Consider the following 13,554-nt stretch of genomic DNA (forward strand, 5'->3'; position numbering starts at 1 on the left):
GTTCAATAAGTAAAAACCTTAACCCATTGGTGCCTTCAGGCAATGTCAATATCCAATAGTATTTTAAAAAGTTAATCTATCTACAAAAATCAATACAGATATCTGTAGCTGTCTGGCATTTGCTAAACTATCTGCTGCAGGAATCATCGATTCTATTATACAAACCTAACTAAACTCTTTATTTCTTTAATCTTCTATAAAACTTCAAAAATGAAAAACACGAAACGGCATGTATACTGGTCAATTGGCCTTATAACATCGGCGATTGCATTTAGTTGCAAAAAAAATGAAACGCCTCTATTGCAAAAAAGTAATGCCGAAGCCAGTGCTTCAATAGATTCAATCCGGGCATTTATTGCGAATAAGAATGAAGTCAGACAAGGAGATGTAGGGTATGACTATCGAAATAATTATTTTTCGATATACCAGATAAATACTATTTCCTATAAAGACGCCCTTGCCGACTTCTTAAAAAACAAAACCACTACAAATGAAAAGCATTAAATCTACTTTCCTGCTATTGTTTTGTCTTCTTGCCACATTGACATCGAACGCTACTTTTAGCATTCTGGGTTTCGATATAGACAAGAAAAATTCAGAAGGAAATTTGAATCATGGGGGACTCGAAAAAACATCGTTCAGAGCAAGTTATACGCTAAGTAAAAATCCGGATGGCCAATTCAATTCAATCGTTGTAGATGTTATCTATGTATCAAACGACCAGTCCAAAATCATTAGCCTGGGACCAGCAAAAACATACTACGACGCAAGTACGCCAAGCGGCTCATTTTCAGACTATATAGATGCTGTCCTGGGGCCTGAACTATCAACGGGTAGAATATATCTGAGAATCAGATCTGCCACCACGCAACCAATGGAAATCAGGAGCAACAACAGCTTTGGTATTTCAACGACTACCAATCCGGATGGGGCGACAGAAGAGCAACTGGCAGCCAGAAAGACCATCAGGCCGGAAGGAGACAAACTCATATGGCTTACACCAGCCGGAGGTTATAGTACACCTGATCTGGTCACATTTTACTTAGTAGGCTACAGCACAAAGAAGGACGGAGTTATAGATCAATACTTATTCTCAGCAATCGATCCTCTACCTGGCGGTATTCAGATAAGAAAAGAATTTTATGCTTTTCTTAGACCAGCACCCAATACCATTCCGGTTTATCAATTTACAAAAAAATCTAATCGTAGCATTGTAATGTATAGCGCTATCATGCAACAAGACGACAGTATATGGGAGCTTGATGGCCGGGTATTTTATGCTTATCCCGGGCATGTCCGGTTTGAAACTAATACAATACCGGAACTTAATTACACCATCAATCTTTCTCTGAATAGAAGTACGGATGCACCGGAAAGATTATTTTATGCTACAGTAGCTCCCGAAACAACTAACAAACAGTGGAACTACGAATACATAGATGGCAAACAGGTATACTCAAGACCCTCGGTCTATGCAACAGGATTTAGTGTATTTCCCGCGTATAGGATGACTGCCTACCCTCGTCCTCCCCGTTAATTTGCTTAAAAAATTAAGCAGACATTGCACCAGGAAATGATGCGATGTCTGCTTCTTTTTTACTACAAGCATCGTTATGCGGCACTACCAAATAAACTCACATACCAGCTCATGCCTTTCATGCTCCGGAATCTTCCTACAATCCACTCTTCAACACCTGATACAACAGCTTATTCACTTTAGCCCCGCTACTAATCGTTATATCCGTATAATTCTTCTTCGGGAAAAAGATACTCGTCATCACCGTCAATCCCTGATCAGCAAACAACTCCACCGACGCATCATCTATCACCAATTCCAGATTCATCGCATCACCAGTCGCAAACCCCGGCGCAATATGCCTGCCAGCGAATCCCTTTTCAAAAGTTGTTTCTCCCGATTTTGTCCTGTCTATAAAATATTCATGTTTAGTATCATCATACCCTATTACCGTCTGTTCACCCAAATCATTGGAAAGTGTTACGGTAAATGATGATGCTTTCGCAAATGATAAACTCAATTTCGCCGGACCAGCCAGTTTCCCTGCTTTGGCGGTAAGCCGGTAGTTATCAGCGCTGACATTTTTCTCCGTAAACACCTTACCCCCTAAGCGGCTAAGCTCCTTCACTGGTTCAGAAGCCACCAGGAATCCCTCCTTTGTTGCCACCGGCCTTAATTCTCTGGCGACGGTGGTTGCGCTACGCCAGTTGCCGGTGGGAACAACGTTGGCATATTGCCAGTTGCTCATCCAGCCTAAAAATATCTTGCGGTTACCGGTATTAGACCAGGTGATACCTGCATATTCATCCGGACCATAGTCCAGCCATCTGACATCTTTATGATCTGCAGTAAACGTATGCCCGTCGAAAGTTCCGGTAAAATATTGCGTAGCAGAACCGCCGTTGGGCCCGCCGGGATTAACGTTCACGATCAATACCCACACCAGTTGTCCTTTATAATGCAAAGGAAAAAGATCCGGGCATTCCCAAACACCGCCATGAGATCCGAGGTCTTTTCCAAACTGACTTTCCTCTTTCCAGTGCTTCAGATCAGTGGAGGAATAAAATGTAATATGATCTTTGGTAGCAAGTGTCATGATCCATTTGTTGCCGGCATCATACCAGGATACTTTAGGATCGCGGAAATCGCGGATACCCGGATTTGATAACACGGGGTTACCCTCGTATTTCGTCCAGGTTTTTCCTTCATCCAAACTATACGCAATGCTTTGATTCTGGAACTTATCAGAGCCTGCCTGCTCCTGAGCATGGTTATGGTTAGTATAAATTGCCACCATGGCATTCTTGCCAAATCCTGCTGTATTATAGGCATCTATTACGGCACTGCCGGAAAAAATAGTTCCGAGTGAATCAGGATATAATGCGATGGGCAGTTCTTCCCAATGCACCAGATCCTTACTCACCGCATGCCCCCAATGCATAGGGCCCCATACGGTACTATTCGGATTGTGCTGAAAGAACAAATGATAGGTTCCATTAAAATACACCATCCCATTGGGATCGTTCATCCATCCCTTTTTGGGCGTAAAATGTATCTGCGGACGATGCGCCTCCCCTGTCTTTTCCTGTGCCCAGGCCGTTACCGGCAGTAGCATTGCTATTAAAACGTGTTTCAAATATCCCATAATATGATGATTAGTTTATCTGATACAATTTCAGGTTTTTAATCTGTATGTTGCCATTCGCCGCGTAAAATCCCCAAAAGCTATTAGCCAACGAATATATCCTCGAGGTCAGTGCCGCCTTATCATCTATATACATCGTGCACACCGAACCATCTGTCACCACCTTCAATTGATACTCCTTTCCGGCGCCTAAGGTATAATTTATAGCAGCATTGGTGCGCGGCATTCCACCATTCATATAGGTGCTGGAAATACTGTGTTGTGCCTGATTAAAGTCGAGAAGATAGTAATTACCTTTCTGAAATGATTTATCCATTCCGAAAACAAAACCAAACTGTGCATTCACATCAACACCTGATATAGTAGCCGTTATCATTTTTTTCCCGCTGATCTGATCGAAAACGATGTACGATGGAGTGGCAGCAGTTTGGAATGCAATACGCTGCTGATCCTGCTGAATAGTGGCATCTTTGAATACCGCATCCGGCGTCACAGGATTTGTAAACCTGGCTTCCGTTCCCGCTGGCAACTTTACATTTAACGTACCATCGCTGTTCTGAGATAACTGGTGCGAAACCAGGTTACCACCCCAAAGCCTGCTGCCATTATCATTATTATCAGCGTTACGAGGCACCCATCCACTCAGATAACGTGTTGTTTCATTTCCTGCTGTTTTACCTGCATAAAAATAGCTACCGTCCAGCAAGTCATTGGCAGGCTTTGTCCAGGGCCCGTTAACAGAACTGCTATAGCGGTAATGCACCATAGGGTGATCACCATTTTCAGAGAATACCAGGTACCAGTAATTGCCGAATTTAAATACATCAGGACATTCCATCATCACATAATTATCTACATCTGCTGTATAAAACAATCCTTTGTAGGCCCAGTTATCCGCAGCAGGATCTGTGGTGGTATATTTGGTAATAACAGCTTTGTCATTCAATCTCGAAGCCACCAGCATCATATACTCGTTCGCTTCTTTGTTGTAAATAACTTCTGCATCTCTGAAATTATACCGGTCCGTAAATCCATCAGGAGAATAAATCGTGTATCCGTAATGTTTAGTCCACGTTTTCAGATCGGTACTGGTGGCGTACATGATGCACTCTCTTGATTTCCCGAAAGACCAGTTTCCCTCATCCGAATAGGTGTAATACATGTAATATTTGTCTCCCGCCTTGATAACAGACCCCGTTCCTATCCTGGTATCCGGCTGATTGGCATTTCCAAAAGGCATTACCCTTCCGTCATACTGATAACCTGAGAAATCGTTTGTTTCAAAAGCATGAATGGGATGAAATCCATAAGAGGCCCAATCTCCATCATGCAGATAAAAGATATGATAAGCGCCGTTATCGTAAAATGGCATAGGGTCGCCTACAAACCCGGAAGAATAATATGGCTGGGCGCCTGCCGGCTGCATCCACATAGATGGTGGCACAGGGTATACCGGCTTGCCGGATATTGCATCCGGCGTTAGTGCCGTGGCGGTGTCGTTTTTCTTACAGGCAAACAAAGTAAGTATAAGGCACACACACCAAAGATGCTTATAAGTGATATACATATTGCGTTTCATGTCTCTCTATAATCTAAAAATATTTTTAAGGATGTGTTACCGTGATATTGCTAAAAGTGGCATCGCTGTGATCCACAAAGATTCCCCAGCTGGTACCGGGTGCCCGGTAAATGCGATTGGTAAAAGCAATCTGATCGTTGATATATACGACTACCACAGAATGTTCCACTACAATCTGCACCTTATAGTTTGTATTCGGCGTTAATGTTACCGGAACATCATTTACAGGAATGCTATCGAGCTGACTCCTGGGTTTTGTTTCAAATTTGAATTTATTGAGAGATGGTACAAACCGCAGCTGGTACGTATTTTCATACCCATCGCAGGCACCTATAAAAAATCCAAAATCCTTCGATGAACTGGCATAGGATACGGTAGTAGTAATCATATACTGATCCCTGTTAACCGGGTTATATAATACGTTGGCCACATCAAGATCCGCATTGCTGACAAGCCGGTAAGATTCTGTACCAGGCGTTGTATTGGTTACATTTCCCCACTGACTGTTTTTTGTAAATGCTTCAGGAGTGGTTTCCAGCCAGGCTTTCACCGTATGTGGGATAGGTGTGGCAAGATCGCCGTTGGGCAGGGCAAATATCTTATGTGCAACCAGGTTCCCGCCCCATTCTGCCGTGCCACTATCTGTATTACCGGATAATGTATGGCACCAGCCAAATATATAGGCATCGCCCCAAACATCGGGAAGTGCCTTGGCTGCATAGAACGCGTTTCCATCAATACGGTCGGAACCCGCCGGCATATTCCAGGGACCATTAACAGACGTGCTTTTCCTGTAGTGCACATACCGCTGGTTGGCAGCATTAATGCTCTGGTCTGAAAACATCAGGTAGTAATAGTTGCCGTACTTAAAAATCGACGGGCATTCCATGTTAAAATAGTTGTAGGCGCCACCATCATAAAAAACATCCTGGTAAGTCCAGTTAATCAAATCAGGCGAAGTGTACCTGGCAATCACACCACGCCAGGTACCGCTTTGATTTTTCCGGGCTGCAATGAGCATCATCCAGTTATTATTCATATTGTCCCAGATCACAAATGGATCACGCCAGTTATCATTCTCATCATAACCAATACCTACAGGCGAATAGATGGTAGTAAAGCTGGTGTTTTTCACAAATCCGGATACAGGATCAGTGGAAGTAGCCAGCATAACGCCTTCTCTCTTTACACCATTTGTACATGCGGTAATATCCGGATTATGGCCTGTATAAAACGCATAGTAAGTACTGCCGGATTTAACCACGCTACCCGCGCCAATGGAATTATCCTGGGCACAGGCATCACTGGCAGATGCGATAATTGAACCGGTTTCTGTATAATTATGAAAATCGGACGACACAAAGCCAAACCACGGATGCTTCTGTCCTGCAGTACTCCAGATATTCTTTAAAAAGTACAACTTATAGTTACTGGCAGCAGAGTCGTAGTATGGTGTTATATCTCCCACACGTACATTGTCTGAGCACATGCGGTATATCGAATAATTAATGCTCTCCGGTAGCGCCGTACACTGCAATGCAGTAGTAGCGGCGCCTGTTGTCATGCTTTTAGCGGACTTGATCGTATCATAAGGGAGTTTGCTACAGGCGCTCGACGCAACTGTAATCATCAATGCAAAATGAAAAAGTTGTTTATTCATGCCGGTAAGTTTTATTATTTACTCAGATACTTTAAAACATTTGCTGTCATCTTTTTAATATTAGGCAGATAACTGTTTGCAGGCTGATTGGCTGAGTTGGAAGGATCTGCTTCTGAATACCAGTCATAACTACCTGTACTGATGGTAATAGTTTTACCATGAGTTGCAGTACGCGGGAATTCCGCCATCGTAACTACGGTATTATGATCTCCATCCCATTCTGTACTACCCAGGTCGATACCGCCCGTTTGCGTACGCCAGTTAGCGATAGTGCCATAGCCTCCCCAATCAGGTATATACCACTGGGCGGTATGATTGAGCCGGTAGGTACCACTGGCAAGCATATACGCAGTTGCATAGGGTTTATCGGGTGTTAATGTAAGACCGGCAAAAGCAGGATGATTTTCATGTCCTTTAAAAGATATACCCCAGGCCCAGTTAGGTTCCACCCATTGTTTGCCAATCGGATCTCCAAATGAGTTATTAGGCGCCTTGCCTGCCGGCACTATGCCTAACCCTTCTACATATCTTGCCCCATAAGCCGTAAGCAGGAAAGAACCTCCATTACTATAGTATGTTTTCAATGCTGCCAGTATATCCGCATCAAAAGCTACCGCAGGCAGATCCTGTGCATTATCTTCATGCCACCAGATGGCCGCAAAAACACTCAGGTCAATGCTGTGATTTTTGATGCTATTGAAAGACAGGAATTGCGCCTCGGGGTTATCATTGATCAACCATGCCCAGGCTGCTTTTTCATCGGGATTGGTCATATCATTTGCAGTGGCGGCAGTGCTCAGGAACGCTACTTTTACCGGCGTAGTAACGGTTACGGTATAGTCGATAGTCACCTGGCCTTTCGTGATCTTATACGTCACCGGGTTGGTAAAGTCTACCGCCTGTCCACTGGCGGGAATCGCCGTTGCTCCGGCGGCCAGCTTTATATCAGGCGTGAGTGCGGTAAGATTTGTACCTGATGGCACTGCTGCTTTAATAGTACGTGCGTTATTATCGATGTCGGCGGTGACGCCTTTTACAACGAACGACTGAATCACCTGTTCTTCTGAAGCAGTAACCGTGTAGTCCTTATAAATATTGCCGTTAACCACCCGGAACCGAACGGCATTTTTCATATTCACCGTAGTGCCTGAAGCAGGTGTTACGGTGGCGTTCTTCGGCAAATCTATAGCAGGCGCCACTTTGGTAAAGTCGGTACCAAAGGGCAAAGTGATGTCAATAGTTCCTTTTGCCGTATCAATAGTACCCTTTGCTCCATTTACAGAAAACGAAGCGATAGCTACATTGCCGGTAAGATCCAATGCAATTCCTCCGTCGTTCTTCTCACAGGAAAATAGCAGCACTGGCAGGCAAACGGCTATCATATAAGACAGCATTCTTTTCATAACGTAGCGATTTGTCGGTTTACTTAATAGTTGATATTCTGTTTATACACGCCCCTGCTGAAATTGAGCTGATTCTGTGGAATGGGCAGATACTCATGCTTGTTTTTGGTGAAATTTCCGCTGTTCAGGAAAGCATGCCTCGTTCTTTCTACACTGAAATATTTATTCAATGTTTCAGCGGCTATCCCCCAACGCACCAGGTCGAAGAAGCGTTGATTTTCCTGACCCAGCTCCAGGCGGCGTTCAAATCGCAGCGCTTTCCGTGCTGTGGCCTGATCCCAGGTAATATTTACGCCGGGCGTATATAAGCCTACCTTGTAATGCGCTTCGTAGCTGCCATCGGCTTTTTTCAAACGCCCGGTACTATTGGCAGCACGCTGGCGCACCGCATTGATTAACGGCAGCGCATCTCCCTGGCGTCCCATTTCAATCAGCGCCTCTGCTTTCATTAACAACACTTCGGCAAAACGCATCAGGATTTTGTTCTTTGAATTCGGGAAGAAAGGAGGCCTGGCTACAAAGTATTCACCGTCCGGCGACACATTTTCCTTCATGGAAGCATAGCTGCCATACACCGCAGGATTACGGTTCCAGGCGTCTTTATACACATGCGCCGGCTCATACTTCCAGTTGAATTCCGGAATACCCACAGTATGGTTTAACCGGGGATCTATGTTATCCGTGTATGGGTTTACGTTAGTATCATTAAAGGCATCCAGCAGGGGAATTCCGTTAGCATCTGTTCTGAATGCATTCACAAAATTCTGACTGGGTTTGTGAAAATCGCAGCATCCCAGTCCCTGTGGTACGCTCAGCGCTTCGCCAAAGTTGAGGTGACCAACATCTGTACCATCGTTTTGTGAAAACTGTATCGCAAACATGCTCTCTGGACCGTTTTCATATTTGCCAGGTAAAAAATTGCTGGCATAATCATCTTCGAGATGATAGGCAGAATTGATAGCCTGATCGCAGGCATCTGCCACCTGCTGCATTTTTGGCATATCTACGCTGGTAACATTATATTGTTCATCCTGCCTGAATCCCTGGTAGAGCCTTGTTTTGGCCAGAAAGGCGTAAGCCGCTGCCCTGGTCACACGGCCTTTATCCGCCTGTATAGCTGGCAAATGATCCGCGGCGTATTGAAAATCTGCCGCAATCTTTTCCCAAAGACTGTCGCTGCTAAGCGCTGTATTCGATACTTTGCCGTAGTCATCCAGCGGTACATTTTCATCCAGATAAGGTATCCGGTTAAACAATTCTTTCAACATGAAATAATAAACACCTCTCAGAAACCGTACTTCTCCTATACGTTGTTCTTTCAGCGGAAATATTGATTTATCGATCCTGTTAAGATATCCTAACGCTGTATTCGCCCTGCCTACACCTAAATAAATCCGGAACCACTGCCCGTCGAACGGCCAGAAATCTGCACGGGTGTTGGCAAATGTTTCCATAAAATGGAACTCCTGCCCATCCCCTTCGTCACGCCCACCTTTATACGCATCGTCGGAGCGCACATCACCGTATTCCCACAAGCTATAGGATACATTAATGTCTCCACTGGTTAAGATCGCGTATGATGCAGTAACAAACTTGTCTACGTTCTCGGGCGTTGCTACCTGTTCCGGGCTCAATACGCCCTGTGGTACTATGTTCAACTGTTTGTTACAACTTATCATTAAGAAGCCTGCAATAACAAGACTATATAATATTCGTTTCATGGTAAAGCAATTCGTGGTAAAGAATTAAAAGGTTACGTTCACACCTCCGGTAAATACAGCAGGATTGGGGTATCCGAATCCTGGATTCTCAGGATCAAGACCGGTAAATGATTTGTTCTTATGCAGGAGCCATACATTATCGCCTCCTACATACACCCTTAATTTTTGAATACTGAGTCTGTTGAGCAACTGTTTGGAGAAGTTGTAGCCCAGCTGAATATTTCTAAGCTTCAGGTAATCGCCCCGTTCTACAAAATAAGTGGAGAACCGGGATTCGAAATTATCGTCGGTGGCTGATAATGCAGGGATGGACGAATTCGGATTTTGTGGCGACCATGCATTCAGCAGGCGGCTTCCTTTATTGGAACCTGTTTCCCGTACACTCCAGAAATCGGTATTGTATTTTACATCATTGATAACGTAGTTACCCTGTACGCCCTGAAAGAAAGCGGAAAAATCGAAGTTTCTCCATTGCAGCGCCAGGTTAAGTCCGTATATAAAATCAGGATGTGGCGTGCCTATCCAGGTACGGTCTCTGTCGTCGATAACACCGTCGCTGTTCAGATCTTTATAACGGATCCTGCCTAATCCTTTACCCAGCTGCCTGGCGGATTCATCTACCTCTTTCTGTGTTCTGAACAAGCCATCTGTAACATATCCATAGTAGGAATTCACCGGGCGGCCGAGAATGTTATCATTCAATCCGTTTCCTCCATAATTATTCACAACGGATTCCGGCAGTTTAGTGATTTTATTTTTATACCCCGATATATTTCCGGATACCTGGAATTCAACTTCGCTCACCTGTCCGTTGTAGGTCAATGCCAGCTCCCAGCCTTTATTTTCCATAGAGGCGCCATTTACCCATTGGTTGCCCGCTTCCCCCATCACAGCGATATAAGGCGGCAACACCAATATGTCGCTTGTTTTCTTCATAAAATATTCAAAGCTTCCAGTCAGTTTCTGCTCCCAAAAACCAAAGTCCACTCCATAGTTGCTCATCGTGGTGGCTTCCCATTTGAGGTGATCGTTTCCCCGTTGTGTGATATGATATCCTGAAGGCAATGTACCCGTATTGGCGCCGGCGATATCGTAGGAAGTGCCATTATAATCTGTTACATAAATAGAATATGCACCCACATTGCTGATTTCCTGGTTACCCGTCTGGCCCCAGCCATAGCGGAGTTTCAGATCGCTAACGAAAGAAGGAATATTTTTCTTAAAGAATTCTTCCTGACTCAAACGCCAGCCCAGCGAAAATGCAGGGAATGTACCATACTGGTTATGGATACCGAACCTGGAAGAACCATCACGGCGTATGGTAAACGAAGCCAGGTATCTGGAATCATACGTATAATTCACTTTTCCGAAGAACGACATCAACGCATTGATAGCACCACCGCCGCCATTGTTTTTCTCTCCGGTACCGGCATCGAGATAAGTATAATTAGGATCTTCTATCGCATAATTTTTCCGGCTGGCCCAGAACGACACATCAGTTTGTTTATAGAATTCAGTTCCTGCCACCGCATTTACCAGGTGCCTGCCAAAGGTGCGGTTGTAATTCAGGGTGTTGGTCCATGTAACGCGGGAACTGTTGGAATAATTCATTGTTAACTGGTTCTCAGTACCTGTCAGGTACCCCGACTGATACTTTTTCTGAAAATTATCCGACAGGTAATTACCGTAATCAATACCCGCACTGGTACGCAGGTTCAGACCGTTTATAATAGACAGATCCGCGTATACATTTCCGAATATCCTCAGGTACTTGTACCCATTTTGCTGATTATCCATTAACAGCCTGACAGGGTTCTGGCGATCGTTCATGCCGCCCCAGGGGCCTCCCCAGCCTATGCCATCTACCGTATGCACCGGTACAATAGGTAAGGCTTGTAAAGAGAGATTTAATACGCCCGGATCCTGCACTTCCTTAGTACGATTGATGGTGAAATTCTCGCCAACCTGTAAACGTCCTTTGAGCAATTTGTAATTAGCGTTCATGCGTGCCGACAAGCGATTGAAACCGGTGGTTTTGATGACGCCTTTATTATCGAAATATCCGAGCGAGAAAAGGTAACTGCCTTTCTCTGTTCCGTTTGTAACAGACAAATCATAAGATTGTACAATGCCCGTCTGTGAGATAGCGTCGAACCAGTTTGTATTGGCAGTACGCATGGTTCGTCTGTCTCCATCTATATACTCAGGTAATAAAATCTTATCCAGCACTGGTGTTCCGTTATTATCCGCATGCCACTGGAAATTGTACCCAATACTATTGGCATTGGGATCCCGGCCGGTGTTGACGGCGGCCTGCCAATAAGCTTGTCCATAGCCGCCTGCATTCAGCATTTTAGGCTTTGTAGTGTAGGTTTGTACCGCAGTATAAGCATTCGCATTTACCTGCATTCTGCCGGAGCGGCCTTGTTTGGTAGTGATGATGATGACGCCATTAGCTGCGCGTGCTCCATAAATACTGGCTGCCGACGCATCTTTCAGTACCTGCATGGTTTCTATATCATTGGAGTTTAGCTCATGCATGCCTGCTTTCGTAGGCACACCGTCGATGATATATAAAGGATCGTTGTCGTTCAGCGTACCAACTCCTCTTATGCGTACGGTTACCGGCGCGCTGGGAGAGCCGCTGGAAGTAATGAAAACACCAGGTACCTGTCCCTGCAATGCTTTAACAGGACTTGCCACAGCCTGTTTCTTTAAATCGCCTACATTTACCACACTCACCGCTCCGGTAAGATCTGCTTTGCGTTGTGTTTGATAACCGGTGACAACCACCTGGTTCAGGTCTGAAATATTGGCTGATAATTCCGCAGCAATTTTCCCGGATGCGGGTACCGGTATGGTGATGGTATTCATACCAAGACACGAAATAGTGATCAGTTCCTTTGCGTCGGCTTTTAGTGAAAAGTGCCCGGTGCTGTCTGTGATGGCGGTCTGTTTCTGCGAGATGACAGTAGCACCAATAACCGGGGTGTGATTACTCTTGTCTGTTACGGTACCTTCGACCTTCATTTGCTGTGCAAAGCCATGAATGGTGATGCACAAAAAGATAATTGTTAAAAATTTTTTCATAGTCGTGGATCGTTTTGCAATGAAATAGTTCTTTAATTAATCGTGGATAGAGCAGATGATGTTGGTCCTGTCTATATCACTGACATTATAATCAGGGCAGCCACCCTCCTTTGTGGCCACAAATGCCCCTACCTTGCAGGCAAATGTCAGTGCTGCTTCTACATCTTTATTTTCCATAAATTTTGAAAGAAATGCTGCCAGGAAACTATCGCCGCTACCAATGGTATCGGCTACCTGTACTTTAAAACCATCATGCAGATAGCATTCGTTGTGATAGTTGATAGCTGCTCCTTTTGCGCCACGGGTAACAATGAGTGTTTCCATGTTGAACTTATCCTGCAGCAGGCGCATCTTGTCTTCGATACCGATATAGTTGCCATACCAACCCGCTACGAGCCCCAGTTCTTCTTCATTCATCTTAACTACTTCCGCTTTCCCCAGCTGATAAGTGATATGCTCCCTGTTAATAAAAGGCGCTCTCAGGTTAATGTCCAGCACTTTCCTGCAAGGCAGGTCCATTAAAGCGAGTAAAGTATCCCTTGATATTTTGCTGCGCATAGCCAGGCTGCCAAAAACAAAATAACGTGCCTGGGAGATGAGGGCTTCATGATCGGGCTGCAGCTGTATATAATCCCAGGCAACATCTTCCACTATATCGTATTTCATGTCGCCTGCTTCATTGGGCGTAGCCAGCACGATGCTGGTGTTGTGGCTGGCATCTGTTTGTACGAAGCTGGTATCAATACCTTTGCCTTCAAAAATCTTTTTTAAAGCAATGCCTCTTTCATCCTCTCCTACTCTGGAAATGAGGGTCGCTTTCCGCCCAAGTTTCGACAGGTGGTAGGTAACATTCATTGGTGCACCTCCGGGCAGTTCCCGGCCGGGCAATACATCCCACAGGATTTCACCAAAACAGACAACCTCGTTGTTTTTATTCATC

At 44.8% G+C, this 13,554-nt stretch carries 9 protein-coding genes; 2 read left to right on the forward strand and 7 right to left on the reverse strand.

Translation table 11 applies throughout. The features are described from left to right. The first annotated feature begins 210 nt into the window (after nucleotides 1-210). Both UNH61_RS15615 and UNH61_RS15620 read left to right on the forward strand, forming a co-directional pair. The gene (locus UNH61_RS15615; protein WP_326992892.1) at nucleotides 211-504 is read left to right on the forward strand and encodes a hypothetical protein; all 294 of its coding nucleotides are present in this window, start codon (nucleotides 211-213) and stop codon (nucleotides 502-504) included. Next, nucleotides 491-1,537: a hypothetical protein gene (locus UNH61_RS15620; protein ID WP_326992893.1), complete on the forward strand. Its 1,047-nt coding sequence runs from the start codon at nucleotides 491-493 to the stop codon at nucleotides 1,535-1,537. Before UNH61_RS15615 ends, UNH61_RS15620 begins: the two co-directional genes overlap by 14 nt. Before the next feature lie 136 nt (nucleotides 1,538-1,673). Here UNH61_RS15620 and UNH61_RS15625 read toward each other — a convergent pair whose 3' ends face one another. From UNH61_RS15625 to UNH61_RS15655, 7 genes are read right to left on the reverse strand one after another with little or no spacing between them, the layout of a single operon-like run. Then, nucleotides 1,674-3,161, reverse strand: a complete 1,488-nt coding sequence (locus tag UNH61_RS15625; protein WP_326992894.1) for a glycoside hydrolase family 32 protein — start codon at nucleotides 3,159-3,161, stop codon at nucleotides 1,674-1,676. Between the two features lie 10 nt (nucleotides 3,162-3,171). Next, entirely contained in the window at nucleotides 3,172-4,740 is a 1,569-nt protein-coding gene (locus tag UNH61_RS15630; RefSeq protein ID WP_326992895.1) for a glycoside hydrolase family 32 protein, read from the reverse strand. A 25-nt stretch (nucleotides 4,741-4,765) separates the two neighbouring features. Continuing rightward, nucleotides 4,766-6,400 carry a glycoside hydrolase family 32 protein gene (locus tag UNH61_RS15635; RefSeq protein ID WP_326992896.1) on the reverse strand — a complete coding sequence of 545 codons (1,635 nt, stop codon included), beginning with the start codon at nucleotides 6,398-6,400 and terminating at the stop codon, nucleotides 4,766-4,768. Between the two features lie 14 nt (nucleotides 6,401-6,414). Then, nucleotides 6,415-7,803, reverse strand: coding sequence for a DUF4960 domain-containing protein (locus UNH61_RS15640; protein ID WP_326992897.1), 1,389 nt, complete (start codon nucleotides 7,801-7,803; stop codon nucleotides 6,415-6,417). A gap of 23 nt (nucleotides 7,804-7,826) precedes the next feature. After that, entirely contained in the window at nucleotides 7,827-9,524 is a 1,698-nt protein-coding gene (locus tag UNH61_RS15645) for a RagB/SusD family nutrient uptake outer membrane protein (RefSeq protein WP_326992898.1), read from the reverse strand. A 24-nt stretch (nucleotides 9,525-9,548) separates the two neighbouring features. Continuing rightward, nucleotides 9,549-12,614, reverse strand: coding sequence for a TonB-dependent receptor (locus UNH61_RS15650; protein ID WP_326992899.1), 3,066 nt, complete (start codon nucleotides 12,612-12,614; stop codon nucleotides 9,549-9,551). Nucleotides 12,615-12,650: 36 nt separating this feature from the next. Further along, a complete protein-coding gene (locus UNH61_RS15655) occupies nucleotides 12,651-13,553 on the reverse strand; it encodes a carbohydrate kinase (RefSeq protein WP_326992900.1) in 903 nt (300 codons plus the stop codon). Nucleotide 13,554 lies beyond the last annotated feature (1 nt).

Source organism: Chitinophaga sp. 180180018-3 (genome assembly GCF_037893185.1).
Lineage (GTDB): Bacteria > Bacteroidota > Bacteroidia > Chitinophagales > Chitinophagaceae > Chitinophaga.